Below are 25,905 nucleotides of genomic sequence, written 5' to 3'. Positions count from 1 at the left end.
TATTCTCGCATTTGTCGCGGCAAAATGATACTGGGCTTAATACGCTATTTTTAATACTGTATACAAAATACTTGCAAAGCGGGGAATATGATCGTAGTCGTTGGGGAACCGGACGAAGAGGGAGGTTTTTGGATGGCGCAGAACAACAGGCCTGTTGGCGGCGGGGACCAGCGTCCCGTATTGGCCCTTGCCATGGGTGACCCCGCAGGCATCAGCTCGGAACTGGCTGCGCGTCTTCTCTCCCTTGCCGACATTCGCGAGATTGCGCATTTCGTCGTCGTCGGCGACAGGCGCATATTGGAAGACGGGGCGAAGATCGCCGGCGTCGAACTCGATATCGAATACCGGGGCGAAGACAGTTTCTCCACCGAACCCGCCGAGAGGCCCGTATTCGTCGATCTCGGCCATCTCGATCCGGCCGATGTCGTCGTCGGCGAGGCGACGCTTGCGGGCGGTACCTTCGCCACGCGGAATTTCCGCCTGGCGCTGGAGCTTGCCGATGCCGGCCGCGTCGATGGCGTATGTTTCACGCCCTTCAACAAGAAGGCCATGCGCTACGCCTATCCGGGCTATGACGACGAAATCCGCTTCGTCTCCGACGTGCTTTCCTTCAAGGGCAAGATGCGCGAATTCAACGTGCTCGAGCGCATCTGGAATGCCCGCGTAACGTCTCACATCCCGCTTTCCGCCGTGTCCTCGCATATCAGCGAGGAGGCCATACTGGCCGAGATCGACCTGACGAGCGCCTGCCTGAGGCTTGCCGGCATCGACAAGCCGCGCATCGCGGTTGCCGGGCTCAATCCCCATGCCGGCGATGGCGGCAGTTTCGGCCGCGAGGAGATCGACGTGATCGAACCCGCCGTAGCGCGCGCCAGGGCGCAGGGCTATGCGGTCGATGGACCGTTCCCCGCCGATACGGTGTTCCTGCGGGCGCTGAAGGAAGGCTTCCACGCGGTGCTGACCATGTATCACGACCAGGGCCAGATCGCGATGAAGATGATGGGCTTCGACAAGGGCGTTACGATGATGGGCGGGCTGCCGTTCCCGCTCTGCACGCCGGCGCATGGCACGGCCTACGACATTGCCCGCCAGGGCGTCGCCGATATCGGCGCGACGCGCGAGGCCATCCTGCTCGCAGCGCGCATGGCTGTCCGCCAGGCGCGGCAGAGGGAGGCAGACCGCAAGACTGCTTGATTGAAGACGGAACCCGCTGCCGGGTAGGAGCTTGCGGCAGGGGACCGATAACCGGGAGGAACCGAAAATGCTGAAACAGATTACCCTCGCGCTTGCCCTTGCCGTGTCGGCAGTGCCGGCACTCGCATTCGAGCCGACGCGGCCGGTGGAGTTCGTCGTCACCTCGGGGCCGGGCGGCGGCACCGACAATTTCGCACGGACCGTGCAGGCGATCATCGGCAAGCACAAGCTGATGAAGGCGCCGATCGTCGTCACCAACAAGGGCGGCGGCAGCGGTGCGGAAGGCTTCGTCTACGCCGCCGGCTACAAGGCCGATCCCTACAAGCTGACCTTCGGCACCAACAATGAATATCTCCTGCCGAGCGTCGCCGAGGTGCCCTATGCGCCGGAGGACCTGACGCCGGTCGCGGCCATGGCGCTCGACGAATTCCTGATCTGGGTCAACGGCCAGTCCGAATATGCCGATGTGAAGGCCTTCCTGGATGCGGCCAAGGCCAAGCCCCAGGCGGTGCAGTTCGGCGGCAGCCAGTCGAAGGACACCGACCAGATCCTCGTATCGTCCATTGGCGAGACCACGGGGGCGGAATTCCGCTACATTCCGTTCAAGAGCGGCGGCGAGGCCGGCGTGCAGCTGGCGGGCGGGCATATCGACGCCAATGTGAACAATCCCAACGAGAATCGCGGCCAGTGGCAGGCGGGAATGGTGAAGCCGCTCTGCGTGTTCCGTCCCGACCGTTTTCCGAAGAGCGACGCGGTGCATGACGGCAAGGGCTGGCACGATATCCCCACCTGCGCCGAAGCCGGTCTCGGCATCGACAGCTACCGCATGCCGCGTACCGTCTGGCTGCCGGCCGGCGTCGATGCGGAGGCAGTCGCCTTCTACCAGGACGTGCTGAAAAAGGTTTCGGAAACGCCGGAATGGGCGGAATATATCGCCAAGACCTCGCAGACGGCGCAATTCATGGCCGGGGACGACTTCAAGTCCTACCAGGCCAAGGACCGCGAAAACGTGGTCAAGGTGCTTGAGCGCGAAGGCTGGCTGGTCAAGTAGCCACCTACCCCCATCGGGTGCCGCCATCGGCGGCGCCCGACAAGGCACGCATGGGAGAAAAGCATGGCCGCGTCCGAAAAATCCTCATTGTCCCGCAGGACCATGGAAATCGTCACCGCGCTGATCACAGCCGGCGCCGGTCTCGCCGTTTGCTACGGATCGTGGAAAAGCGGCATCGGCTGGAGCGAAACAGGGCCGGAGGCCGGGTATTTCCCGTTCTATATCGGCGTCCTGATCGTGTTCGGCAGCCTCGTGACGCTGCTGCGGACCATGTTCTTCTACCGGCACGAGGGCGAGATATTCCTCGACATGGAAAAGGCGAAGCCGGTGCTCGGCTTCTTCCTGCCGATCATCGGCTTCATCGTCGTCTCGCTTCTCCTCGGGCTCTATGTCGGCACCGCGCTCTACATATTCGGCTTCATGACCTGGCAGGGCGGCTATCGCTGGTGGATATCGCTGCTCACCGGCCTTGTCGTGATCGTGCTGTTCTATCTGGTCTTCGAGATCGGGTTCCAGGTTCCGCTGCTCAAGGGACCGCTGGAAAACGCCATCGGGCTTTACTGACGGCCGCAGGGCCAGGCTGCCTGCCATAGCATCGGAATTCGGGAGGAAAACGGCAATGGGCAATATCGGCTATCTGATGGACGGCTTCGCCACCGTCATCACCGCCCATCACATCGTCATCATGATCATCGGGGTCATGCTTGGCATCCTCGTCGGCGTGCTGCCGGGGCTCGGAGCGCCGAACGGCGTCTCGCTGCTGCTGCCGCTGACCTTCACCATGGACCCGATTTCGGCGATCATCCTGTTGTCCTGCATGTATTGGGGCGCGCTCTTCGGCGGCTCCACCACATCGATCCTCTTCAACATTCCGGGCGAGCCGTCCTCCGTCGCCACCACCTTCGACGGCTACCCGATGGCGCGCAATGGCGAGGCGACGCGCGCCCTGACGCTCGCCTTCATGTCGGCCGGCATCGGCGCGCTGGCCGGCGTCGTCATGATCACGCTGCTTTCCGGCTGGGTCGCGCGCTTTGCGCTGCAGTTCTCGTCGCCGGAATTCTTCGGCGTCTATTTCCTCGCCTTCGCCAGCTTCATCGGCATGAGTTCCAGCGCGCCTTCCAAGTCGCTGGTCATGATGATGCTGGGCTTCGCCTTCGCCACCGTCGGCATGGATACGATCTCCGGCGGGCTGCGCCTGACATTCGGCATACCGGACCTCATCAAGGGCGTGTCGTTCCTCGTCGCGGTCATGGGGCTGTTCGGCATCGGAGAACTGCTGTTGACGACGGAAGAAGGCCTGCGCTTCGAGGGCATAAAGGCCCGCGTACGCCCGATGGACGTCCTGCGGACGCTGAAGGAAATGCCGCGCTATGCCTGGTCCATCCTGCGCTCGACCGTCATCGGCATCTGGATGGGCATCACGCCGGCCGGGCCGACGGCTGCGTCGTTCATGAGCTACGGCCTTGCCCGCCGCTTCGCCAGGGACAAGTCGCAATTCGGCAAGGGCGACCCGCGCGGCATCGTCTCGCCCGAAACCGCCGACCATTCGGCCGGCACATCGGCGCTGTTGCCCATGCTCGCCCTCGGCGTTCCGGGCTCCGCCACCGCTGCCGTCATGATGGGCGGATTGATGATCTGGGGCATGACGCCGGGGCCGATGCTCTTCATCGACAGGCCGGATTTCGTCTGGGGCCTGATCGCCTCCATGTATCTCGGCAATGTGGTGGCGGTGATACTGGTGCTGGCAACCGTGCCGCTCTACGCCTCGATCCTGCGCGTTCCCTTCGCCATCGTCGGGCCGGTGATCGTCGCCATCATTTTCTCCGGCGCCTATCAGATCGCCAACTCCACCTTCGACATGTGGCTCGTGCTCGGCTTCGGCGTGTTCGGTTATCTGTTCAAGAAACTCGACTATCCGATTGCGCCGCTGGTCCTCGCCATGGTGCTCGGCGACAAGGCGGAGGACGCATTCCGCCAGTCCATGCTGATGTCGAACGGCTCGCTGTCGATCTTCTGGTCCAACCCCCTCGTCAGCGGGATCATGGCGATCGGCCTGCTCATGCTCGCCTGGCCGCTGATCGCCAAGGCCATCGGCCTGCGCAATCTGCGCCGCCGGCCGGCGCAACGCTCTGCCTGACCCGCCAAATATCGCAAAGAAGGATCGCTTCGGCATGAATTTTCATGAGTATTTCTCCGGCGCCTCGCGCCCGGTCGAAACATGTATCGTCGGCACGGGCGGATTTGGCCGCAGCTTCCTGGCGCAGAGCCGTCACGTTCCGCTGATGAACAGCCGCATCGCCGTCGATCTCGACAGCGCCACGGCGGCCGCCGCGCTGCGATCCCTCGGCATCGCGGCCATCGCCGAATGCGCCAGCGCGGAAGAGGCGAGCAGCGCCTGGAGCGCCGGAAAGGCAATTGCGGCGGGCGATCTCGCCCATGTGGTGCATCTTCCCTTCGACGTTCTGGTCGAGGCGACCGGGCATCCCGAAGGCGGCGCGCGGCATGTCGATCTCGCCATCCGCAACGGCAAGCATGTGGCGCTGGTGTCGAAGGAGGTCGACAGCGTCGTCGGCCCCGGTCTCGCCCGGCGGGCCGGAGCGGCGGGGAAGGTGGTGACGCCGGTAGACGGCGATCAGCCAAGCCTGCTGATCGGCCTCGTCACCTGGGCGGAAACCCTCGGCTTCGAAATCATCTGCGCCGGAAAATCCAGCGAATATGATTTCGTCTACGACCCGGCGACCGGGCTCCTTGCCAGCAACGGCCAGGAGATCGAGGCGGCGGCTCTCGGCGATTGCCTCGATCTTGGCGACCGCGATGCCGCCGAGCTGGTGGCGGCCCGTTCCATCGCCGCAGCCCGGCTGCCGCAGCGCGCGGTTCCCGATCTGTGCGAACTCGCGGTGACTTCCCATTCCGTCGATCTCGTTCCCGACCGGCCGGATCTTCATTGCCCGATTGCGCGGATCGGCGAAGTGCCATCGCTGTTCTCGACGCGCGCCGAGGGCGGCCTGCTTCGCGGCGATCGCCGTCTCGACGTGTTCCATTGCCTGCGCCTGCCGGGCGAGGTCAGCTTTGCCGGCGGCGTCTTCGTGGTCATCCGCTGCGACGATGCCACGAGCTGGGAGCTTCTCGCCGGCAAAGGCCATGTCATCAGCCGCAACGGCACGGCGGCGATGATCTACCTGCCGCGCCATCTGCTGGGGCTCGAGGCCGCAACAAGCGTTCTCGAAGCCGGCCTGAAGGGCCGTTCGAGCGGCGCCGCAGAGCCAAGGCCGCGCCTCGACCTCATCGCCGTTGCCGATGCCGATATCGCGGCGGGCACGGTCCTGTCGGCGACCGGCCACCACCATGCGATCGCCAATCTCTCCTCCGCCCTGGTGCCGGCGGCGCCTGTCGCCGATGGCGAGGCCGCGCCATTCTACCTGGTCGCCAACCGGCGTCTCATCCGCGACGTGAAAGCCGGCGATCCGGTCCGTCTCGGCGATGTGGAGCTGGGCGGTTCGCTGCTCTTGGCGCTGCGCCGGGACCAGGACGCGCAGTTTTTCCGCTGAATACAACCAAAGGCAGGTCCATGCGTACCCGCCTCGCCGCCGATCCATCCGGCCGGATGGTCGCGGCCGGTCACGGCAAAATGCCGGCTCCATCGAAAAAGCTTACGTTTACGTAAAAATGCACTTGCCTTTCCGCGTCCCGCCGTTTCAAAGTGCGCCAGCATGACGGATGAGGAGACTTTGACATGTACCGCGCGCCGGTGGAGGAAATCGCCCATTGCCTGAAACAGGTCGCAGGGCTCGAAGCAGCCATTGAACAGGGCCGGTTCGGCGAGCTTTCCAGCGATCTCGTCGATGCCATCCTGGAAGAGGCCGGGCGTTTCGCCTCACAGCGCGTCGCACCGCTGCTGCGCGTCGGCGACGAGCATGGTACGCCGCTGGCCGATGGCAAGATCACCATGCCGCCCGGCTGGAAGGACGTCTACCGCGAGTGGATCGAAGGCGGCTGGAATGCGCTGACCGGCGACGAGCGCCATGGCGGGCAGGGCCTGCCGATGATGCTGGCCATCGCGACCTTCGAAATGTGGAATTCCGGGTCCATGGCCTTCGGCATAGGGCCGACGCTGACGCTCGGCGCGATCGAGGCGCTCGAAGCCCACGCCACCGAGGAACTGCAACGGAAATATCTGCCGAAGCTCGTTTCCGGCGAGTGGATGGGGACGATGAACCTGACCGAGCCGCAGGCCGGGTCGGATGTCGGTGCGCTGCGCTGCCGCGCGGAACGAAGCGATGACGGCACCTATCGCCTGTTCGGCAGCAAGATATTCATTACATATGGCGAGCATGACCTTACCGAAAATATCATCCATCTGGTGCTGGCGCGGCTTCCCGATGCGCCGGAGGGAAACAAGGGCATTTCCCTGTTTCTCGTGCCGAAGTTCCTCGTCGATGATGATGGTTCGCTCGGCGCCCGCAACGACGTCTTCTGCGGTGGCATCGAACACAAGCTCGGCATTCACGGCTCGCCCACCTGCACCATGATCTATGGCGATGGCTTTGCCGGCGAGCCCGGCGCCATCGGCTGGCTCATCGGCGAGGAGAATCGCGGCCTCGCCTGCATGTTCACCATGATGAACAATGCGCGGCTTGCGGTCGGCATCCAGGGCGTCGCGGTGGCCGAGGCGGCCTATCAGCAGGCGCTGGCCTATGCGCAGGGGCGCCGGCAGATGCGGGCGCCGGGCTGGACGGGCGAGGGACCGAGCCCGATCATCGAACATCCGGACGTGCAGCGGACGCTGCTCACCATGAAGGCGCTGACCGGCGCGGCCCGCGGCATTGCCTATAGCTGCGCCCATGCGCTGGACATGGCGAAGACCGGGAAAGCCGATGATGATGCCCACAATGATGCGGGCCATTGGGCCGATCGCGCCAATCTCCTGACGCCCGTCGCCAAGGCGTTCTCCACCGATACAGGCGTCGATGTCGCCTCGCTCGGCATTCAGGTCCATGGCGGCATGGGCTTCATCGAGGAGACGGGCGCCGCCCAGTTCCTGCGCGATTCGCGCATCGCGCCGATCTATGAGGGCACGAACGGCATCCAGGCCATCGATCTCGTGCAGCGCAAGCTGCCGCTCGGCAATGGCGGGCATATTCGCGGCTACATCGCCGAACTGCGCGGCATCGCCGAGGCGGTGCAGGCCTCCGGCGGCGAAGGTTTCGGCGATACGGGCCAGCGGCTGGCGCGCGCTCTCGACGATTTCGAGGCCGCGGCGACCTGGTTGCAGCAGCGGCTGGCGGAGCGGCAGGTAGCGCAGGCGCTGGCCGGCGCGACGCCGTTCCTGCGCCTGTTCGGGCTCGCCGCCGGCGGCGCCTGCCTCGCCAGGGGAGCCCTTTCGTCCGCCGATGCGGGCCGTGTGGCGCTGGCCCGCTTCTTTGCCGAGAACCTCCTTGGCGAAACCACGGCGCTGATGGACCGGGTGGTCAATGGCGCAGAAAGCCTGCTTGCCGCACGAAGCGCACTCGAAACCTAGGAAAGACGATGTCAGACCATATCAAGATCGAACGACAGGGCGCAGTCCAGCTCATCCGGATGAACCGCCCGGAGAAGAAGAACGCCCTGACCCGCGCCATGTATGCCGCCATGACCGCGGCGCTCGTGGACAGCGAGGCCGACGCCTCGATCCGCGCCAATCTCTTTCTCGGCGTTCCCGGCGCCTTCTCCTCCGGCAACGACCTGCAGGATTTCATGGCCTTCGCCATCAGCGGCCAGATGGGCAATGAGGTGTTCGACTTCATCATGGCGCTCGGCCAGGCGCGCAAGCCGCTGCTTGCGGGCGTGGACGGCCTTGCCATCGGCATCGGCGCGACGCTGCATTTCCATTGCGACCTGACCTTCGCCACGCCGCAATCGCTGTTCAGGACGCCCTTCGTCGATCTCGGCCTTGTTCCCGAGGCGGCGTCCAGCCTGCTGGGTCCGCGGCTGATGGGCCCGCAGCAGGCTTTCGCTTTCCTGGCCAAGGGCGACGGCCTGAGCGCGGAGGAGGCGAAGGCGGCGGGGCTCGTCTACCGGATCGTCGATGCCGCGCAGCTCGAGGAAACCGCGTTGGCGGCGGCGACGGAGATCGCGGCCAAGCCGCCTGAGGCGATGCAGATCACGCGGGACCTGCTGCGCGGCCCGCGCGAGGCCGTGGCCGAACGGATGGCGCTCGAGGCACGGCATTTCGCCGAGCGCCTGCAATCGGAGGAAGCGCGCGCCGCGATGATGAATTTCCTCGCGCGCAAGAAGGGCTGAGCCGCCCGCCTGCTCTCAAGGATAGAGCCTGGTCTTGCTCCACGGCTCGTCAGGCGAAGTACGCTCGAAAACGACGCGATCATGCAGCCGGAACGGCCGGTCGTGCCAGAATTCGATCGAAATGGGCCGGATACGGAAGCCCGACCAGTGGGCGGGACGCGGAATGTCGCCGACGGCGTAGCGCGCCGTATATTCCGCCACGGCCTTCTCCAGCGCGAAGCGGCTTTCGAGCGGTCGCGACTGCTTCGACGCCCATGCACCGATGCGGCTGCCACGGGGCCGGGTGGCGTAATAGGCATCGGCTTCGGCCGCCGTCACGATCTCGACCGGTCCGCGCACGCGCACCTGCCTGCGCAGCGATTTCCAGTGGAAGCACATGGCTGCCTTCATCGACCCCAGGATCTCGACGCCCTTGCGGCTTTCGAAATTGGTGTAGAAGACGAAACCGTCGCTATCGAAGCCCTTCAGCAGCACCATGCGCACATCCGGCAGGCCATCTTCATCGACCGTCGCCAGCGCCAGCGCGTTCGGATCGTTGGGTTCCGTCTTCGTTGCGTCCTGCAACCATTCCTCGAACAACGCAAAAGGATCGGTTTTTTGCGTGAAGTCATCCATTGTTAACTTCATTTAATTCATAGTCCCATGGTCAATTCGGTTTGGGCTTGTTAAAGAGAGATATGTGTTTGGCGCTTCTACGATCCGATAGCAAGCAGTCCGGAGCAATTATACGGGTTGGCTCGGGCACTTTCCACGGCGGCGTAGTAACGGCGGTCGTAGCGCTATGCCTTCTCTCCGGTTGTGCCATGAAGGGCATCGGCGTCGAGGATGCGGTGCCGGATCAGAGTACCGTGACGGGCTCGGTCGCCTCGCATAAGCCGGTGGACGGACAGACATCTTCCGACCAGAACACCGTGCGCAACATCGTCTCGGCCCTGAATTTCACGCAATGGGGCAACAAGCCCCTGCCATGGTCGAACCCCGAGACCGGCAGCCAGGGCACCATTACCGCCATCGCCGAGAAGAAGGCCGGTGCCGAGCTCTGCCGCGAATTCCAGACCTCGCGCGAATCCTTTGATGGCGTCATGCTCTACAAGGGCGAAACCTGCCTGCAGAATGGCGGCCAGTGGACATTGAAATCCTTCGCTCCTATGTAGGGGCGGACATCAAGATTTTTCGTGTTTTTCATGACACAATATGGAATTTCTTCCTATTTGAGCCCATATAGGCGTGGACTGAATTTCATATCCATTCGCATGTCGCGAGGAAAGGCACACGCATGCGCGATCCCTATAGCGTGCTGGGCGTCGCCAAGACGGCGAAGCCCGAGGAAATAAAATCGGCGTTTCGCAAGCTCGCCAAGAAATATCATCCCGACCAGAATCAGGATGATCCGAAGGCGCAGGCCAAGTTCTCCGAGATAAACCAGGCTTACGAAATCGTCGGCGACAAGGACCGCAGGGCCCAGTTCGACCGCGGCGAGATCGATGGCGAGGGCAAGCAGCGCGCCCCCCATGGCTTCGAAGGCTTCGCCCGCGGCGGCGGCGGCGATCCGTTTGCCGGGTTCGGCGGGGGCGGAGCGCGCCCGGGCGGCTTCGAGTTCCGCAGCGGCATGGGCGGCTTCGACGCCGAGGACATCCTCAGCAGCCTGTTCGGCGAGACGGCAGGCGCGGGCGGTGCGCGGCGCGGCTCTTCCCGCAAGGGCGCGGACCTGCAGGCCACGATCGACATCACCCTGGAACAGGCCGCCGGTGCCGAGAAGGTGGAGGCGGTGTTCCCGACCGGCAAGCGGCTGGCGATCAAGCTGCCGACGCAGGTGGAGCACGGCCAGACGATTCGCCTCAAGGGCCAGGGCGAGAGCGTTCTCGGCGGAACGCCGGGCGATGCGCTCGTCACCATCCGTTTCCGGCCGCATCCGCGATTCCGCGTCGAGGGCCGCGATCTCCACGCCGATCTGCCGGTTTCGTTGAAGGATGCCGTGCTCGGTTCGCGCCAGGAGGTGGAGACGCTGAACGGGCGCGTCGCGGTGAAGGTCGCGCCGTGGACGAGTTCGGACCGCGTCCTGCGATTGAAGGGCAAGGGCCTGCCCCGCAAGCCGGATGGACATGGCGATCTTTTCGTCCATGTCCGCATCATGCTGCCGGAGAATGGCGATCCCGCACTTGAGGCGTTTCTGCGCCAATCGGAGAGCTAGATCTGCGCACGTTCCGGAAAACCCAAATAGGCTATGACGGCATGGCTTGAAGCCCGGCGCGGGCTGTGCGATACCGCAGTCAATCAGAAGTTACATGAAGGGTTGGTAGATGACCGCCAAAACTGGTTTGATGCAGGGTAAACGCGGGCTTGTCATGGGTGTCGCCAACAATCGCTCGATTGCTTGGGGCATCGCCAAGGCAGCCCATGATGCGGGTGCCGAACTCGCCTTTACCTATCAGGGCGATGCGCTGAAAAAGCGCGTGGAGCCGTTGGCGGAAGAGCTCGGCGCCTATCTTTGCGGCCATTGCGATGTTTCGGATGCCTCGACCATCGATGCCTGCTTTGCGGCGCTCGAACAACATTGGGGCAAGATCGACTTCCTCGTGCACGCCATCGGCTTCTCCGACAAGGACGAGTTGACCGGCCGCTACGTGGACACGTCAGAGGCGAACTTCACCAAGACGATGCTCATCTCCGTCTATTCGTTGACGGCCGTCGCCAAGCGCGCCGAGAAGCTGATGACCGATGGCGGATCGATCCTCACGCTCACCTATTATGGCGCCGAGAAGGTCATGCCCAACTACAATGTCATGGGTGTCGCCAAGGCCGCGCTCGAAGCGAGCGTGAAATATCTCGCCGTCGACCTTGGCCCGGACAATATCCGCGTCAACGCCATTTCGGCCGGCCCGATCAAGACGCTGGCCGCTTCCGGCATCGGCGACTTCCGCTATATCCTGAAGTGGAACGAATATAACGCACCGCTGCGCCGCACGGTGACCATCGAGGAGATCGGCGATGCCGGCCTCTATTTCCTCTCCGACCTTTCGCGCTCGGTCACCGGCGAGGTTCACCACGCCGATAGCGGCTATCACGTCGTGGGCATGAAGGCGGTCGACGCTCCGGACATCTCCGTCGTTAAGGACTGATATCAAGTGAAATTGCCGAGTTCGGTCATCTATTTCTCGCGACACGGCGAGACGGACTGGAATGTGTCCGAGCGCATCCAGGGGCAGGAAGACATCGACATCAATGCCCGCGGCAAGGTGCAGGCCGACCGCAATGGCGACATGATCAAATCGCTGATCGGCGATGGCAGCGGCTTCGATTTCGTCGCAAGCCCACTGCGCCGCACGCGCGAGACGATGGAACGCATCAGGACGCGCATGGGGCTCGACCCGCACGATTATCGCACCGATGCGCGCCTCAAGGAGGTGCATTTCGGCGACTGGCAGGGCTTTATGATCGAGGATATCGCGGCAAGGACGCCGGAACTCGTGGATGCGCGCGCCCGCGACAAGTGGAATTTCGTACCTCCGGGCGCGGCCGCCGAAAGCTATGCGCTGCTCGGCGTGCGTGTCGCCGACTGGCTATCCGAGGTGCGCCAGCCGACGGTCTGCGTCACCCATGGCGGCTGCCTGCGCACCATCTTCCAGATGGTCAATGGCCTCGACGGCCACGATGCCGCCAACATGGCGATCACGCAGGACCATATATTGCGGCTTGAGAACGGTCAGCTGACCTGGATGTGATCCCGCTTACTCGGCCAGATCGGTCGCCTGTTCGATGTCGGTGATGTAGCGCTCCTTGTCGACCACGTCGAACATCAGCGTCACCTTCATGCCCTTCTCGATCGCGCTCAGGTCGAATTCGCCCGGCAGCTTGTAGACTTTGCCATCGTCGAGCGTGATCGTCGAATTGTCCTCGTCGATCTTGGTGATCGTGCCTTGCGCATCGTCAGCAAGGGCACCGACGGGGAAAAGTGAAGCGAAAAACATGAAGGCGGCAACGAAATGGCGCATGGCGGGAACCTCTCGGACAAAATACATATCTGCTATGGCGTCAGTTAGAGCTTTCATTTGTGGCAAAAGAATTGCTTTTTTCGCGCCGGATGAAGGAATTTCACAGGCAGGTTTGACCGCGATGCGAAAGGCTCATAAAACCGCCTCACACAAAGTCGGGTAGGCGCATGTCTCACAATAGTTTCGGTCATCTTTTCCGCGTCACAACTTGGGGCGAAAGCCATGGCATAGCGCTTGGCTGCGTCGTGGACGGCTGCCCGCCCGGCATCAGCTTCACCGAGGCGGAGGTGCAGGCCTATCTCGACAAGCGCAAGCCGGGCCAGTCGAAATTCACCACGCAGCGGCGCGAGCCCGACCAGGTGCGCGTGCTTTCCGGCGTCATGCTGCAGGATGACGGCGTGACCATGATCACCACCGGCACGCCGATCTCCATGATGATCGAGAACACCGACCAGCGCTCGAAGGATTATGGCGACATTGCCCGGCAATATCGGCCCGGCCATGCGGATTACACCTATGACGTGAAATATGGCATCAGGGACTATCGCGGCGGCGGCCGCTCCTCGGCGCGCGAGACGGCCGCGCGGGTGGCTGCCGGGGCGATCGCCCGCAAGGTGGTGCCGGGGCTCGTCGTCCGTGGCGCGCTGGTCAAGATGGGCGTGCACTCGATAGACCGCAGCCGCTGGGATTGGGAAGAGGTGGACAGGAACCCGTTCTTTACACCCGATGCTGGTGCAGTCGATGGCTTTGCAACCTATCTGGACGGTCTTCGCAAGGCGGGCTCGTCCATAGGGGCGGTGATCGAGATCGTTGCCGAAAACGTTCCTGCGGGCCTCGGCGCTCCGGTCTATGCCAAGCTCGACCAGGACATCGCCAGCTATCTGATGTCGATCAATGCGGTGAAGGGCGTCGAGATCGGCGACGGATTTGCCGCGGCCGAGCTTACGGGCGAAGCCAATGCCGACGAGATGCGCATGGGGAATGACGGCAAGCCGATCTTCCTCTCCAATCATGCCGGCGGTATCCTCGGCGGCATATCGAGCGGCGCGCCCATCGTTGCGCGTTTTGCCGTCAAGCCGACATCTTCGATATTGACCCCGCGCCGCAGCATCGATGCCGACGGCCAGCAGGTCGATGTGATGACCAAGGGCAGGCACGATCCCTGCGTCGGCATCCGGGCCGTGCCGATCGGGGAGGCCATGGTGGCCTGCGCGATCGCCGATCATTATCTCAGACATCGCGGCCAGACGGGCCGCATCTAAGGGGGCAACGGAATGGCCTATAATCAGAAGCGTGTCGTGGATGCCCTGCGGGCATTCGAGCGGGGCGAGATCGTCGTCGTCATGGATGATGACGGCCGCGAGAACGAGGGCGACCTGATCGTCGCGGCGGTTCACTGCACGCCCGAGAAGATGGCCTTCATCGTCAGGCATACGTCCGGCATCGTCTGTACGCCGATGACGCGGCAGGAGGCGCGCCGGTTGAACCTCGCGCCGATGGTGGCGGAGAACGACGCGCCGCATTCGACGGCCTTCACCGTCACCGTCGATTACAAGCACGGCACGACCACCGGCATTTCCGCCGACGACCGCACGCTGACGGTGCGCAACCTTGCCAATCCCAATGCCGGCGCCGCGGATTTCGTCCGTCCCGGCCATATTTTCCCGCTCGTCGCCCGTGAAGGCGGGGTGCTGATGCGCTCCGGCCATACGGAAGCGGCGGTCGACCTGTGCAAGCTTGCCGGCCTGCCGCCGATCGGCGTGATCTGCGAACTCGTCAATGATGACGGCTCGGTCATGCGCGGCCCGCAGGTGCAAAACTTCGCCGAGACCCACGATCTGCATCAGGTTACCGTGGCGGACCTCATCGCCTACCGCCAGCGCAAGGAAACCCTGATCGAGCGCATTGGCGAAATCGATGTCGACACCTGTGCCGGCAAGGCGCGCGCCATCACCTATTCGCTGCCGTGGGAGCCGATGCACCATGCGGCGATCGTCTATGGCGACATTCGCGATGGCGAGGATGTTCCGGTGCGATTGCAGCGCGAGGACGTGCTGACGGACGTGTTCGGCGCACGCAATACGCTGGACAGCATCATGAAGCGCATGGCGGAGGAAAAGCGCGGCGTCATCGTCTATCTGCGCGAGGGTTCGGTCGGTGTCGGCAGCGAGGATGATCGCAACCGGGCGCTGCTCCAGGAGCGCGAGGGCCATGCCGAAGCCAAGGTCCGCGACGAGGAATGGCGGCAGATCGGCCTCGGGGCGCAGATATTGAAGGATCTCGGCATTACCTCAATCCGGCTTCTCGCCTCGCGTGAGCGCCATTATGTCGGCCTCGAAGGCTTCGGCATCGAGATCACCCGCACCGAAATCCTCTAACGGCCTTGGGTCCTCGAAGTCTTGGGAAGCGTCGCGCCGGCGGCGCGTCCCATTGCGGTTCGTGCGCCAGACAGGCCCAAATAAGCAAGGAACGATCGGCGAATTTATTGTAACCTCGCGGGTTCAGTCAGTTAAGCGAGGTACCGGCATGACCGCTCCACATCCCTCCAAGACCCATATCGGCAATCACGAACTGCACCCCGAAACGCTGATGCTCAATTACGGCTTCGACCCGGAGCTTTCCGAGGGCGCCGTAAAGCCGCCGGTGTTCCTGACCTCGACCTTCGTGTTCAAATCGGCGGAAGAGGGTCGGGACTTCTTCGATTTCGTCTCGGGTCGGCGCGAACCCCCGGCGGGAACCGGCGCCGGCCTCGTCTATTCGCGCTTCAACCACCCGAACAGCGAAATCGTCGAGGATCGCCTCGCCGTCTATGAAAAGACCGAGAGTTGTGCGCTGTTCTCTTCCGGCATGTCGGCCATCGCCACGACGCTGCTGGCCTTCGCCCGCCCCGGCGACGCCATCCTCCACTCGCAGCCGCTCTATGGCGGCACCGAGACCCTGCTCGCCAGGACCTTCCTCAATCTTGGCATCGCCGCCGTTGGTTTTGCCGACGGCGTCAACGAGGACAGCGTCAGGCAGGCCGCCAATGACGCCATGGAACGTGGCCGCGTGTCGCTGATCCTGATCGAGACGCCGGCCAATCCGACCAACAGCCTGGTCGATGTCGCCATGATCGGCCGCATAGCCGATGCGATCGAGAAGCGGCAGGGCCATCGCCCGGTCATAGCCTGCGACAACACGCTGCTCGGACCGGTGTTCCAGCGCCCGCTGCAACATGGCGCCGACATCTCGCTGTACTCGCTGACCAAATATGTCGGTGGCCACTCCGACCTCATCGCCGGCGCGGCGCTTGGTTCGAAAGCCGTGATGAAACAGGTCAAGGCGCTGCGCGGCGCGATCGGCACCCAGCTCGACCCGCATTCCTGCTGGATGCTCGGCCGTTCACTGGAAACACTGTCGATCCGCATGGAAAAGGCCAATACGAATGCAAAGGCCGTGGCAGATTTCCTGCGCGACCATCCGAAGGTCGAACATATCCATTATCTGCCCTACCACGACCCGGCATCGCCCATCGGCAAGGTTTTCGCCGCGCAATGCACCGGCGCAGGCTCCACATTCTCGTTCGACATTCGCGGCGGCCAGCCGGCGGCGTTCAGCTTCCTGAATGCGCTCGAGATCCTGAAACTGGCCGTCAGCCTTGGCGGAACCGAATCGCTGGCGAGCCACCCGGCCACGATGACCCATTCCGGCGTTCCGGTCGACGTGCGGCAGCGTATCGGCGTGCTGGATTCGACGATCCGGCTTTCTATCGGCATAGAGCACCCGGACGATCTGATCGCGGATCTCGCCCAGGCGCTCGCCGCCGCCTGACCGGTCAAATCGGATGGAGGCCCCCTTGCGCTGCTTCGGCTGCCTGGTGCAACTTGTAGCTCGACGACGCAACGGGAAGTTTCATGGTCACGCGCCTCTATTCTCATCCGATCTATCTGGAACATTTGACGCCGCCCGGCCATCCCGAACGGCCGGACCGGCTGCGCGCGCTGGCAAAAGTGTTGGAGGACAGTGAATTCGATGCGCTTGACCGGGTGACGGCGCCGATGGGCGACGAGCAGGCGATCCTGCTTGCCCATCCGGAGACTTTCGTCGAAAGGGTGCGCGAGGCGGTGCCGCAGGAAGGCCTCAGCCGGGTCGATGCCGACACGTCCGTCAGTCCGAAGAGCTGGGAAGCGGCGCTGACGGCCATCGGGGCAGCCAATGCCGCCATCGACGACGTGTTCGAGGGCAGGGCGGACAATGTATTCGTGGCGTCGCGCCCGCCCGGCCATCATGCGGAAAAGGACAGGGCCATGGGCTTCTGCCTGTTCAACAATGCGGCGATCGCAGCCCGCCACGCCCAGAAGAAGCACGGGGTCGAGCGCGTCGCCATCGTCGATTGGGACGTGCATCACGGCAATGGCACGCAGGACATCTTCTGGTCCGATCCTTCCGTGCTCTATTGTTCCACGCACCAGATGCCGCTTTATCCCGGCACCGGCGGCAAGAACGAGACCGGCGAGGGCAATATCGTCAATGCGCCCCTGGTTCCCGACAGCGGAAGCACCGACTTCCGGGAGGCCTTCACCAGCCGCATCCTGCCGGCCCTGGAAGCGTTCCGGCCGGAACTGGTGATCATTTCCGCCGGTTTCGACGCCCATCACCGCGACCCGCTGGCAGAGATCAACCTGACCGAGGACGATTTCGACTGGGCGACGGGGCTTATGCTCGAAACTGCTGGGAACTACGCGTCGAACCGCCTTGTCAGCCTCCTGGAAGGCGGTTACGACCTGAAGGGAATGTCGCTCTCCGCGGGCGCACATATCAAACGCTTGATGAGAGGTTAAAGCATGGCCGACGCCCCGAACAATTCCGATATCGCCGCCATGAGCTTCGAGCAGGCGCTCGATCAACTGGAAAAGATCGTGGACGATCTGGAGCGGGGCGACGTGCCGCTCGAACAGTCGATCCTGATCTATGAGCGCGGCGAAGCGTTGAAGAAACATTGCGACAGCCTGTTGAAGGCGGCTGAAGACAAGGTGCAGAAGATCAGGCTTGGCCGCGACGGCCAGCCGACAGGCACCGAGCCGCTCGATCCGGAATAGGCGACACACTGTTGCAGTGGCGCGGACTATCCATGGCAGGCACGAGCCGCTAGTCTGGCAGCTTCCACAACTGGAGCGTGCGTGCCATGAGTTTCTTCCCCGGCAATGATCCCGAACCCGGCGATGCGGCGGCGGTCGATTCGATCGAAACGCTGATCATACCGCGGACGAGCGACATAGGCGGGCTCGAGGTGCGGCGCGCATTGCCCACCGCCAAGCGCCGGCTGGTCGGTCCTTTCATATTCTTCGACCGCATGGGCCCGGCGATCCTGCGCCCGACCGATCCGCTCGACGTGCGCCCGCATCCCCATATCGGCCTATCGACCGTGACCTATCTGTTTGACGGGAATATCCGCCATCGCGACAGCCTCGGTACCGAGATGGTCATCAAGCCGGGCGACGTCAATCTGATGACGGCGGGGCGCGGCATCGTCCATTCCGAGCGCTCGCCGGAAGAACTGCGGACGGAGCCATTGCCGATTTCGGGGCTGCAGACCTGGCTGGCGCTGCCCGACCATCTCGAAGAGATCGACCCGGCTTTTGCGAATACGGGCGTGCGTGACCTGCCGGTGCTGCAGGAAAACGGCATGGAGGCCCGAATCGTGATGGGCACGTTCCACGGCGCGCGTTCCGGCGTGACCCAGCATGCCGAGACGCTCTATGTGGATATAAGGTTGCAGCCGGGCGGCAGCATCGTCATTCCCGCCAAGGCGGCGGAAGAACGGGCGATCTATACGCTGGACGGCTCGGTGGAAATCGCCGGCCAGTCGTTTCCCGCCGACCGGCTCCTTGCCTTCCGCGCCGGCGACGAGATCCTCGTTTCTGCGCCGCAAGGCGCACATTTCATGTTGTTCGGCGGCGCTGCCCTGCCATCCAAGCGCTATATCTGGTGGAATTTCGTCTCGTCGTCGCGCGAGCGGATCGAGCAGGCGAAGGAAGAATGGCGCAGCGGCCGCTTCGATATCGTTCCCGGCGACGAGGAAGAATTCATTCCGCTGCCTGAAGCATAGGGGTTGTTCGACAGCATCGCGCGCATTGTCTCACCGTCGGGGAGACGGAGCCTCTTCTATTCGCCCGCAAAAGGCTTTAGGAACAGGCATGCAATTGCATGATGGAACCGAGGCTTGACCAAGAAACCCGAAACGCCGCTACTGGACAGCGTGACGATCCCGGCCGACCTGCGCCGGCTGCCGGAATCCGAGCTGCCGCGCCTCGCCGCCGAACTGCGCAGCGAGGTGATCGACGCCGTATCGACGACCGGCGGCCATCTCGGCGCCGGGCTCGGCGTCGTCGAACTGACGGTGGCGCTGCACCACGTATTCGACACGCCGGAGGACCGCATCATCTGGGATGTCGGCCACCAGGCCTACCCGCACAAGATATTGACCGGCCGGCGCGATCGAATCCGCACCCTGCGGCAGGAGGGCGGGCTGTCCGGCTTCACCAAGCGCAGCGAGAGCGAATATGATCCTTTCGGTGCGGCGCACTCCTCCACGTCGATCTCGGCGGGTCTCGGCATGGCCGTCGCCAGCGAGCTTTCGGGCACGAAGCGCAATGTGATCGCCGTCATCGGCGACGGCGCCATGTCCGCCGGCATGGCCTATGAGGCGATGAACAATGCCGGTGCGCTCGACGCCCGCCTCATCGTCATCCTCAACGACAATGATATGTCCATCGCCCCGCCGACGGGCGCGATGAGCGCCTATCTCGCCCGCCTCGTTTCGGGACGCACCTACCGCACTTTCCGCGAAACGGCCAAGCAGCTGGCGCGCAAGCTGCCGAAATTCCTGCAGGAGAAGGCGCGGCTGTCGGAAGAATATGCCAGGGGTTTCTGGACCGGCGGAACGATGTTCGAGGAACTCGGCTTCTATTATGTCGGCCCGATCGACGGTCATAATCTCGAACACCTGCTTCCCGTCCTGAAGAACGTGCGCGATACGATGGATGGTCCCGTGCTGATCCACGTCGTCACCCAGAAGGGCAAGGGCTATGCGCCGGCGGAGGCATCGGCGGACAAATATCATGGCGTCAATCGTTTCGACGTGATCACGGGCGCGCAGGCGAAGCCGCCGGCCAATGCTCCAAGCTACACCAAGATTTTCGGGACAAGCCTGATCGAGGAGGCGCGCCACGACGAGAAGATCGTCGCGATCACCGCTGCGATGCCCGGCGGCACCGGGCTCGATCTTTTCGGCCAGGCATTTCCGAGCCGCGTATTCGATGTCGGCATAGCCGAGCAGCACGCCGTGACCTTCGCCGCAGGGCTGGCCAGCGAGGGCTACAAGCCGTTCGCCGCCATCTACTCGACCTTCCTGCAGCGCGGATATGACCAGGTGGTCCACGACGTATCGCTGCAGCAATTGCCGGTTCGGTTTCCGATCGACAGGGCCGGTCTCGTCGGCGCCGACGGCGCCACCCATGCCGGTTCGTTCGATACGGGTTTTCTTGCCGCGCTGCCGGGCTTCGTCGTCATGGCCGCGTCGGACGAGGCCGAGCTTCGCCACATGGTGCGCACTGCTGCCGAATATGACGAGGGCCCGATCTCCTTCCGCTATCCGCGTGGCGATGGCGTCGGCGTCGAACTGCCGGAGCGCGGCGAAGTCCTCGCCATAGGCAAGGGGCGCATCGTCCGCGAGGGCGGCAAGATCGCTGTTCTTTCGTTCGGAACGCGGCTCCAGGAATGTCTGCTTGCCGCCGAGGAACTGGACGCCGCCGGCCTGCCGACGACGGTCGCCGATGCGCGCTTCGCCAAGCCGCTGGACCAGGACCTGATCAGGCGTCTCGCGCGCTCGCATGAAGTGCTCGTTACGGTGGAGGAGGGCGCTATCGGCGGGTTTGCCTCGCATGTGCTGCATTTCCTCAGCGGCGAGGGCCTGCTTGACGGCGGCCTGCGTGTCCGCACCATGACCTTGCCGGATTGCTATCTCGACCATGCCAAGCCCGAGACGCTCTATGCCCGCGCCGGATTGAACGCAGCCGGCATCGTCCAGACGGTATTCGCCGCGCTTGGCCGTGACCGGCTGGTGGCGCCGGTCCGCGCCTGATCGCCATGCGGCTTGATCAACTGCTGGTCGAGCGTGGGTTCTTCCACAGCCGATCCCGCGCACGCGACGCCATCCTGCGCGGAACCGTGCAGGTCGATGGCCGCGTCGTGCGCAAGGCGGGTGCGGAATGCGGCTCGGCGGCGGAAATCATGGTCGATGACCCGGCGAGTGCCTATGTATCGCGCGCTGCTCTCAAGCTCATCGCCGGGCTCGACGCCTTCGGGATCGACGTCGCCGGCAGGGCCGCACTGGATATCGGCGCGTCTACCGGCGGGTTTACGCAGGTGCTGCTTGAGCGCGGCGCCCGCCATGTCGTCGCGGTCGATGTCGGGCATGGGCAGATCGATCCCGTGCTTGCCGCCGACAGCCGCGTCACCAGCCTTGAAGGGCTGAATGCGCGGGAACTGGAGCGGGACCACCTGGCCGGCCACGCGATAGGCATTGTGGTGTCCGATGTGAGTTTCATCTCGCTGAAGCTTGCCTTGCCACCGGCATTGTCGCTGGCGGAAAACGGCGCCCATTGCGTGCTGCTGGTCAAGCCGCAATTCGAGGCGGGCCGCGAGGCAATCGGCAAGGGCGGCATTTTGCGCGACGCCGGCGATGGCGAACGCGTGGCAAATGCTCTAAGGGAGTGGCTGGACGGCCTGCCGGGCTGGCGGTCGCTGGGGCTGCATCCATCACCGATCGAAGGCGGCGACGGCAACCGCGAATTCCTGCTTGCAGGACTGAAGGAACAATGACGACACGGGTCACGATAGAGCGGATGGGTGCTGGCGGCGATGGGATCGTATCCCTTGCCGGCGGAACGGCGTTCGTGCCTTTTGCCCTTCCCGGCGAAACAGCCAATATCGCCGTCGAGAACGGGCGCGGTACGATCATGGCGCTTCTGGAGCCATCGCCGCAGCGCGTGGCGCCGGTCTGCCAGCATTTCGAGGAATGCGGCGGCTGCACATTGCAGCATTGGCAGGAGGATGCCTATCGCGCCTGGAAACGGTCGCTGGTGCAGGATGCCCTTGCCGGGCGCGGATTGCAGTTTACGCTCGATCCGCTGATATCCTGCGCGCCGCAGACAAGGCGCAGGGTGGTGTTCGCCGTCCGCAACAGCGATCACGGGCCGCAGCTCGGCTTCAATCGCCATCACAGCCACGAGCTTATCGATATTTCCCAATGTCCCATTGCCGTGCCGGCCATCACCGACCGACTGGCCGATCTGCGGCAGCTGGTTGCCGTGCTCGGCGGGGCGATGAAACCGTTCAAGCTGACGGTGACGGCGACGGCAAGCGGCCTCGACATCATGGCATCCGGCTGCGCCGCGCCCGATGGCGCCCAGCGCCGCGCCCTGACTGCGCTTGTCATCGAGAAGGGTTTCGCCCGGCTCAGCCTCGACGGGGAGATCATTGTCGAGCCGCGCAAGCCTGTCGTGCAGTTCGGCCGCGTGCCCGTTGCCGTTCCTCCGGGCAGTTTCCTGCAGGCTACGCTCGATGCTGAGAACGCGATGGCTGCTCTCGTCACGGCGCATCTCGGCAAGTCCAAGCGCGTGGCGGATCTGTTTTCGGGCTCGGGCACCTTTGCACTGCGGCTGGCGGAAAAGTCGGCCGTCCATGCCGTCGAGGGCGATCAGGCCGCCGTGAACGCGCTGGACAGGGCCGTGCGTCACGTCCAGGGCCTCAAGCCGTTGACGGTCGAGCGGCGCGACCTCTTCCGCCGGCCGCTGCTTCCGCGCGAACTTGCGCCCTTCAATGGCGTGCTCTTCGATCCGCCGCGTGCCGGTGCCGAGGCGCAATGCCTCGAACTTGCGAAATCTGCCGTGCCGAAGGTCGCGGCCGTGTCGTGCAATCCGATCACGCTGGCGCGGGATCTGAGCATATTGGCGAAGGGCGGCTACAAGATCGACCGGGTGGTGCCGATCGATCAGTTTCTATGGTCGGCCCATGTGGAGACGGTGGCGCTCCTGAGCAAGAAATAGCCGGATCAGACCGAGGTCCCGCCGACCGTCATGCGATCCATGCGCAGATGCGGCTGGCCGACGCCGACCGGCACCCATTGCCCGCCCTTGCCGCAATTGCCGATACCCGTATCGAGCTGCATGTCGTTGCCGACCATGGAGATGCGCTGCATGGCGTCCGGTCCATTGCCGATCAGCATGGCGCCCTTGACCGGGACGCCGATCTTGCCGTCCTCGATCATATAGGCCTCGGTGCAGCCGAAGACGAACTTGCCTGAGGTGATGTCGACCTGGCCGCCGCCGAATGAAACGGCGTAGATGCCCTTCTTTACCGAAGCGATGATCTCCTCGGGTGTCTTGTCGCCGCTCAGCATATAGGTATTGGTCATGCGCGGCATCGGGGCATGGGCGTAGGATTCCCGCCTGCCATTGCCGGTCGGCGCCATGCCCATCAGCCGGGCGTTCTGGCGGTCCTGCATGTAGCCGACGAGGATTCCGTCCTCGATCAGCACCGTCTTGTTGGTGGGCATGCCCTCGTCATCGACCGTCAGCGAGCCCCGGCGTTCGGTGATCGTGCCGTCATCGACGACGGTGACACCCTTCGAAGCGACGCGCTGGCCGAGAAGCCCGGCAAAGGCCGACGTCTTCTTGCGGTTGAAATCGCCTTCGAGGCCATGGCCGACGGCCTCGTGCAGCATGACGCCCGGCCAGCCGCTGGCAAGTACGATGTCGAAGGTGCCGGCCGGGGCGGGGATCGCCTCCAGATTGACCAGCGCCTGCCGCAGCGCCTCATCGGCCGCATGCTGCCAATTGCCGCCGGCGATGAATTCGCCAAAGCCCTTGCGCCCGCCGGCGCCATAGCTGCCGCTCTCCTGGCGATCGCCATCGCCGGCAACGACGGAAACGTTGAGCCGCACCATGGGCCTGACGTCGCGGACGAAATGTCCATCAGCGCGCAGGATTTCCACCTGCTGCCACGAGGCGGCGAGCGAAGCCGTGACCTGGCGCACCTTGGGATCCCTGGCGCGCAGATAGGCGTCGATTTCCTGGAGCAGCTTGACCTTTTCCTCGAAACTCGGCGCGCCGAGGGGATTTTCGTCGCCATAAAGGCTGATATTGGTTCTTGGCGGCGCAGCCTGGTAGGTGCCAGCATGTCCCGTGGCGACGGCCGAGACGGCATCGGCGGCGCGGCCAAGCGCATTCAGCGAAAGCTCGCCCGCATGGGCATAGCCGACGGCTTCACCCGCGACGGCGCGCAGGCCGAAGCCGCGATCCTGGTTGAACGAACCGTTCTTCAGCCGGCCATTGTCGAAGACGAGGCCTTCCGATTCGCGATATTCCACGAAAAGCTCGCCATCATCGGCCGAGCCAAGCGCATGCTTGACAGTTTCGAGGATTTTCTCCCGGGGGGCGTCAAAACTGTCGATAAGGCTTTTCATGGCAACATCCGGTTCCAATGGCAATTACAAGAACGGATGTAGGACTTCGGCCAGCGCGGGACAACCCGAAATTTGAAGCCCGCTTTGAAGCGCTCAGGGGAGGGCGTCGAAACCTGCGCCGAATCCGTTCAGTTCGACCGGGATGCCGATGCCTTCCTCGGGCGTCTGGAAGACGATGAATGTCGCCGCCTTGCCGGTCTTCAGCGTCTGCACCAGCTGGTCCTCGAGAATGACTTCCGCATAGCAGCCATCTTCGAAGCAGCGGACGAAATAGGCGCGGCCTATGTCCTTGCCGTCGACATTGAGGCCGAGCCCGTTCGGCAGCAGCACGCCGAGCGGTGCGAGGACGCGCAGGATCTTCGCCTTGTTGTCGGCGGTCTTGAGCACCACGACCGAAAGGCCCATTTCGGGCCGATCCGCCGCGACCACGTTCTGGACGAGCGCGCATTGCTCCGATTTGGCTCCGGCCGGCGTGTCGCAGAGAATGGACCATGCGCCATGAGTCGATTTCACGGTTCCGCTCTGGGGCGCCGCAAGGGCGTTGGCGGGCAAGGCCGCGATCGAAGCGACAAACAGGCCGGCGATAATCTTACGTGCTGTAATCTTATGTAACGCAAAAAATGACATGGCGGCTCCAAAACGAATCATCCAGACGATAAACCGCCCCGAACCGGATGAAAAGAATGCCACTTGAACACTCCCCAGCGTATGGCAGCCATTCCGGTTTGGTGCAGCGCAAAAGTGGCCGGATTGTGTGCTGAACGCCGCTCTGGCGAGGAAAACACGCCATCGCGGCTAAAAATTCATCCGTTTGGCCGCATCGGGTCAATTATCGGGCAGGCTGCGCGCAAAAATGCCGCATGGGTTCACGTTCGCCTTCCTTGCGATGTGGGCTAATGTGTGGTTTGAACGCGGCAGGACCCGGGCCTCGCCGCCCGGCAATAATGTATGGAACCAAAGCTTCATTCGGGAGATTTCTAGGTGAAGAAGAACATTGTCACGCTGACCGGTATCCTGGGTGGCCTTTTGTGCGCTGGCACTGCCTTTGCGGCACAGCCCGAACCCTGGCAGATCACGTTCCAACCGGCCGCTTCCGGCATCATGGAGCAGATTGTCTGGTTCGAGCGCTACACGCTTTGGTTTATCATTCCGATCACGCTCTTCGTCATGGGCCTCCTGGCCTGGGTCATGCTGCGTTACCGCGCGAGCAGGAACGCCGTGCCTTCCAAGACGAGCCACAACACCGCCGTGGAAATCGTCTGGACGGTGGCGCCGGTCGTCATCCTGCTTTTCCTCGCCGTGCCGTCCTTCCAGCTGCTGACGGCGCAATATTCGCCCGAAGATCCGAAGCTCACCGTCAAGGCCACGGGCTACCAGTGGTATTGGGGTTATGAGTACCAGGCGGGCGAGACGCCGCTTTCCTTCGATTCGGTCATGCTCAAGGATGCCGATCGCAGCACCGCCGGCAAGGAAGACATCAAGGCCTATCCGCGCCTCCTGGCTGTGGACAACGAGATGATCGTGCCGGTCGACACGACGGTGCGCGTCCTCGTGACCGGCGCCGACGTCATCCACGCCTTCGCCATGCCGGCCTTCGGCGTGAAGATCGATGCCGTGCCCGGCCGCGTCAACGAGACCTGGTTCAAGGCCGACAAGGAAGGCCTTTATTACGGCCAGTGCTCGGAAATCTGCGGCAAGGACCATGCCTTCATGCCCATCGCCATACGCGTCGTCTCGCAGGCGCAGTATGATGCCTGGTTCGCGGCTGCCGGCAGCGATCTGCCGGGGGCCTACAAGACGCTCGCCGCTTCGGTGGAAGCCGGCAAGAACATCAATGTGGCTGGCAACTAAGCCAGCTGCGCTTTGCATTTGAGGAACGGGAG

At 63.6% G+C, this 25,905-nt stretch carries 24 protein-coding genes and 1 pseudogene; 21 read left to right on the top strand and 4 right to left on the bottom strand.

Going from position 1 to position 25,905, the window contains the following annotated elements; translation table 11 throughout:
* The first annotated feature begins 132 nt into the window (after positions 1–132).
* The 7 genes from M8997_RS14990 (at position 133) to M8997_RS14960 (ending at position 8,524) form a co-directional block, all read left to right on the top strand.
* Positions 133–1,194 carry a 4-hydroxythreonine-4-phosphate dehydrogenase PdxA gene (locus M8997_RS14990; protein ID WP_250014870.1) on the top strand — a complete coding sequence of 354 codons (1,062 nt, stop codon included), beginning with the start codon at positions 133–135 and terminating at the stop codon, positions 1,192–1,194.
* 67 nt (positions 1,195–1,261) lie between these two features.
* Complete coding sequence (locus M8997_RS14985; protein WP_250014868.1) at positions 1,262–2,245, top strand: tripartite tricarboxylate transporter substrate binding protein; 984 nt, start codon at positions 1,262–1,264, stop codon at positions 2,243–2,245.
* A 63-nt stretch (positions 2,246–2,308) separates the two neighbouring features.
* Positions 2,309–2,809, top strand: a complete 501-nt coding sequence (locus M8997_RS14980) for a tripartite tricarboxylate transporter TctB family protein (RefSeq protein ID WP_250014866.1) — start codon at positions 2,309–2,311, stop codon at positions 2,807–2,809.
* 55 nt (positions 2,810–2,864) lie between these two features.
* A complete protein-coding gene (locus M8997_RS14975) occupies positions 2,865–4,382 on the top strand; it encodes a tripartite tricarboxylate transporter permease (RefSeq protein WP_250014864.1) in 1,518 nt (505 codons plus the stop codon).
* Between the two features lie 34 nt (positions 4,383–4,416).
* A complete protein-coding gene (locus M8997_RS14970) occupies positions 4,417–5,793 on the top strand; it encodes an NAD(P)H-dependent oxidoreductase (protein WP_250014862.1) in 1,377 nt (458 codons plus the stop codon).
* Positions 5,794–5,978: 185 nt separating this feature from the next.
* The gene (locus M8997_RS14965) at positions 5,979–7,763 is read left to right on the top strand and encodes an acyl-CoA dehydrogenase (RefSeq protein ID WP_250014860.1); all 1,785 of its coding nucleotides are present in this window, start codon (positions 5,979–5,981) and stop codon (positions 7,761–7,763) included.
* A gap of 8 nt (positions 7,764–7,771) precedes the next feature.
* Complete coding sequence (locus M8997_RS14960; protein ID WP_250014858.1) at positions 7,772–8,524, top strand: crotonase/enoyl-CoA hydratase family protein; 753 nt, start codon at positions 7,772–7,774, stop codon at positions 8,522–8,524.
* Between the two features lie 15 nt (positions 8,525–8,539).
* Here the strand turns inward: M8997_RS14960 and pdxH are convergent, their stop codons facing one another.
* Positions 8,540–9,151 carry a pyridoxamine 5'-phosphate oxidase gene (gene pdxH, locus M8997_RS14955; RefSeq protein WP_250014857.1) on the bottom strand — a complete coding sequence of 204 codons (612 nt, stop codon included), beginning with the start codon at positions 9,149–9,151 and terminating at the stop codon, positions 8,540–8,542.
* Positions 9,152–9,327: 176 nt separating this feature from the next.
* On the opposite strand from pdxH, the gene M8997_RS14950 reads away from it, so the two are divergent.
* The 4 genes from M8997_RS14950 to M8997_RS14935 all read left to right on the top strand — a co-directional run bounded on the left by M8997_RS14950 (position 9,328) and on the right by M8997_RS14935 (position 12,246).
* On the top strand, positions 9,328–9,678 hold the full coding sequence (locus M8997_RS14950) for an RT0821/Lpp0805 family surface protein (protein WP_250014856.1): 351 nt from the start codon (positions 9,328–9,330) through the stop codon (positions 9,676–9,678).
* Positions 9,679–9,800: 122 nt separating this feature from the next.
* Positions 9,801–10,715, top strand: a complete 915-nt coding sequence (locus tag M8997_RS14945; protein ID WP_250014855.1) for a DnaJ C-terminal domain-containing protein — start codon at positions 9,801–9,803, stop codon at positions 10,713–10,715.
* 109 nt (positions 10,716–10,824) lie between these two features.
* Complete coding sequence (fabI, locus tag M8997_RS14940) at positions 10,825–11,643, top strand: enoyl-ACP reductase FabI (RefSeq protein WP_250014854.1); 819 nt, start codon at positions 10,825–10,827, stop codon at positions 11,641–11,643.
* 12 nt (positions 11,644–11,655) lie between these two features.
* Complete coding sequence (locus M8997_RS14935; protein WP_250015436.1) at positions 11,656–12,246, top strand: histidine phosphatase family protein; 591 nt, start codon at positions 11,656–11,658, stop codon at positions 12,244–12,246.
* 6 nt (positions 12,247–12,252) lie between these two features.
* Here the strand turns inward: M8997_RS14935 and M8997_RS14930 are convergent, their stop codons facing one another.
* A complete protein-coding gene (locus tag M8997_RS14930) occupies positions 12,253–12,516 on the bottom strand; it encodes a DUF1344 domain-containing protein (protein WP_250014853.1) in 264 nt (87 codons plus the stop codon).
* 167 nt (positions 12,517–12,683) lie between these two features.
* On the opposite strand from M8997_RS14930, the gene aroC reads away from it, so the two are divergent.
* The 9 genes from aroC to M8997_RS14885 all read left to right on the top strand — a co-directional run bounded on the left by aroC (position 12,684) and on the right by M8997_RS14885 (position 22,604).
* Positions 12,684–13,778: a chorismate synthase gene (gene aroC, locus M8997_RS14925; protein WP_250014852.1), complete on the top strand. Its 1,095-nt coding sequence runs from the start codon at positions 12,684–12,686 to the stop codon at positions 13,776–13,778.
* 12 nt (positions 13,779–13,790) lie between these two features.
* A complete protein-coding gene (ribB, locus tag M8997_RS14920; RefSeq protein ID WP_250014850.1) occupies positions 13,791–14,894 on the top strand; it encodes a 3,4-dihydroxy-2-butanone-4-phosphate synthase in 1,104 nt (367 codons plus the stop codon).
* 148 nt (positions 14,895–15,042) lie between these two features.
* A complete protein-coding gene (locus M8997_RS14915; RefSeq protein ID WP_250014848.1) occupies positions 15,043–16,326 on the top strand; it encodes a cystathionine gamma-synthase family protein in 1,284 nt (427 codons plus the stop codon).
* Between the two features lie 83 nt (positions 16,327–16,409).
* Positions 16,410–17,336 carry a histone deacetylase family protein gene (locus M8997_RS14910; RefSeq protein WP_250014846.1) on the top strand — a complete coding sequence of 309 codons (927 nt, stop codon included), beginning with the start codon at positions 16,410–16,412 and terminating at the stop codon, positions 17,334–17,336.
* A 3-nt stretch (positions 17,337–17,339) separates the two neighbouring features.
* On the top strand, positions 17,340–17,594 hold the full coding sequence (locus M8997_RS14905) for an exodeoxyribonuclease VII small subunit (protein WP_250014845.1): 255 nt from the start codon (positions 17,340–17,342) through the stop codon (positions 17,592–17,594).
* An 86-nt stretch (positions 17,595–17,680) separates the two neighbouring features.
* Positions 17,681–18,604, top strand: coding sequence for a pirin family protein (locus tag M8997_RS14900; protein WP_250014844.1), 924 nt, complete (start codon positions 17,681–17,683; stop codon positions 18,602–18,604).
* A 114-nt stretch (positions 18,605–18,718) separates the two neighbouring features.
* The gene (gene dxs, locus M8997_RS14895) at positions 18,719–20,638 is read left to right on the top strand and encodes a 1-deoxy-D-xylulose-5-phosphate synthase (protein ID WP_250014843.1); all 1,920 of its coding nucleotides are present in this window, start codon (positions 18,719–18,721) and stop codon (positions 20,636–20,638) included.
* A 5-nt stretch (positions 20,639–20,643) separates the two neighbouring features.
* The gene (locus M8997_RS14890; protein WP_250014842.1) at positions 20,644–21,378 is read left to right on the top strand and encodes a TlyA family RNA methyltransferase; all 735 of its coding nucleotides are present in this window, start codon (positions 20,644–20,646) and stop codon (positions 21,376–21,378) included.
* The gene (locus M8997_RS14885; RefSeq protein ID WP_250014841.1) at positions 21,375–22,604 is read left to right on the top strand and encodes a class I SAM-dependent RNA methyltransferase; all 1,230 of its coding nucleotides are present in this window, start codon (positions 21,375–21,377) and stop codon (positions 22,602–22,604) included. Before M8997_RS14890 ends, M8997_RS14885 begins: the two co-directional genes overlap by 4 nt.
* Positions 22,605–22,609: 5 nt before the next feature.
* Here M8997_RS14885 and tldD read toward each other — a convergent pair whose 3' ends face one another.
* Both tldD and M8997_RS14875 read right to left on the bottom strand, forming a co-directional pair.
* Positions 22,610–24,022 carry a metalloprotease TldD gene (gene tldD, locus M8997_RS14880; protein WP_250014840.1) on the bottom strand — a complete coding sequence of 471 codons (1,413 nt, stop codon included), beginning with the start codon at positions 24,020–24,022 and terminating at the stop codon, positions 22,610–22,612.
* Positions 24,023–24,115: 93 nt separating this feature from the next.
* Positions 24,116–24,550, bottom strand: a pseudogene (locus tag M8997_RS14875) (invasion associated locus B family protein); the annotation flags it as partial.
* 453 nt (positions 24,551–25,003) lie between these two features.
* Between M8997_RS14875 and coxB the strand changes: the two are divergent.
* Entirely contained in the window at positions 25,004–25,873 is an 870-nt protein-coding gene (gene coxB / locus M8997_RS14870; RefSeq protein ID WP_250014837.1) for a cytochrome c oxidase subunit II, read from the top strand.
* Positions 25,874–25,905 lie beyond the last annotated feature (32 nt).

Origin of the sequence: Phyllobacterium sp. 21LDTY02-6 (assembly GCF_023554255.2) — a bacterium.
In the GTDB taxonomy this organism is placed as follows: Bacteria; Pseudomonadota; Alphaproteobacteria; order Rhizobiales; family Rhizobiaceae; genus Phyllobacterium.
Note: the sequence above shows the minus strand (reverse complement) of the source record. Positions and strands in the feature narration are given on the sequence as shown.

What these genes read in the sequence shown, in the direction of transcription:
- M8997_RS14990 (WP_250014870.1), top strand. Translation starts at nt 133, where the DNA reads ATGGCGCAGAACAACAGGCCTGTTGGCGGCGGGGACCAGCGTCCCGTA.
- M8997_RS14985 (WP_250014868.1), top strand. Translation starts at nt 1,262, where the DNA reads ATGCTGAAACAGATTACCCTCGCGCTTGCCCTTGCCGTGTCGGCAGTG.
- M8997_RS14980 (WP_250014866.1), top strand. Translation starts at nt 2,309, where the DNA reads ATGGCCGCGTCCGAAAAATCCTCATTGTCCCGCAGGACCATGGAAATC.
- M8997_RS14975 (WP_250014864.1), top strand. Translation starts at nt 2,865, where the DNA reads ATGGGCAATATCGGCTATCTGATGGACGGCTTCGCCACCGTCATCACC.
- M8997_RS14970 (WP_250014862.1), top strand. Translation starts at nt 4,417, where the DNA reads ATGAATTTTCATGAGTATTTCTCCGGCGCCTCGCGCCCGGTCGAAACA.
- M8997_RS14965 (WP_250014860.1), top strand. Translation starts at nt 5,979, where the DNA reads ATGTACCGCGCGCCGGTGGAGGAAATCGCCCATTGCCTGAAACAGGTC.
- M8997_RS14960 (WP_250014858.1), top strand. Translation starts at nt 7,772, where the DNA reads ATGTCAGACCATATCAAGATCGAACGACAGGGCGCAGTCCAGCTCATC.
- pdxH (WP_250014857.1), bottom strand. Translation starts at nt 9,151, where the DNA reads ATGAAGTTAACAATGGATGACTTCACGCAAAAAACCGATCCTTTTGCG.
- M8997_RS14950 (WP_250014856.1), top strand. Translation starts at nt 9,328, where the DNA reads ATGAAGGGCATCGGCGTCGAGGATGCGGTGCCGGATCAGAGTACCGTG.
- M8997_RS14945 (WP_250014855.1), top strand. Translation starts at nt 9,801, where the DNA reads ATGCGCGATCCCTATAGCGTGCTGGGCGTCGCCAAGACGGCGAAGCCC.
- fabI (WP_250014854.1), top strand. Translation starts at nt 10,825, where the DNA reads ATGACCGCCAAAACTGGTTTGATGCAGGGTAAACGCGGGCTTGTCATG.
- M8997_RS14930 (WP_250014853.1), bottom strand. Translation starts at nt 12,516, where the DNA reads ATGCGCCATTTCGTTGCCGCCTTCATGTTTTTCGCTTCACTTTTCCCC.
- aroC (WP_250014852.1), top strand. Translation starts at nt 12,684, where the DNA reads ATGTCTCACAATAGTTTCGGTCATCTTTTCCGCGTCACAACTTGGGGC.
- ribB (WP_250014850.1), top strand. Translation starts at nt 13,791, where the DNA reads ATGGCCTATAATCAGAAGCGTGTCGTGGATGCCCTGCGGGCATTCGAG.
- M8997_RS14915 (WP_250014848.1), top strand. Translation starts at nt 15,043, where the DNA reads ATGACCGCTCCACATCCCTCCAAGACCCATATCGGCAATCACGAACTG.
- M8997_RS14910 (WP_250014846.1), top strand. Translation starts at nt 16,410, where the DNA reads ATGGTCACGCGCCTCTATTCTCATCCGATCTATCTGGAACATTTGACG.
- M8997_RS14905 (WP_250014845.1), top strand. Translation starts at nt 17,340, where the DNA reads ATGGCCGACGCCCCGAACAATTCCGATATCGCCGCCATGAGCTTCGAG.
- M8997_RS14900 (WP_250014844.1), top strand. Translation starts at nt 17,681, where the DNA reads ATGAGTTTCTTCCCCGGCAATGATCCCGAACCCGGCGATGCGGCGGCG.
- M8997_RS14890 (WP_250014842.1), top strand. Translation starts at nt 20,644, where the DNA reads ATGCGGCTTGATCAACTGCTGGTCGAGCGTGGGTTCTTCCACAGCCGA.
- M8997_RS14885 (WP_250014841.1), top strand. Translation starts at nt 21,375, where the DNA reads ATGACGACACGGGTCACGATAGAGCGGATGGGTGCTGGCGGCGATGGG.
- tldD (WP_250014840.1), bottom strand. Translation starts at nt 24,022, where the DNA reads ATGAAAAGCCTTATCGACAGTTTTGACGCCCCCCGGGAGAAAATCCTC.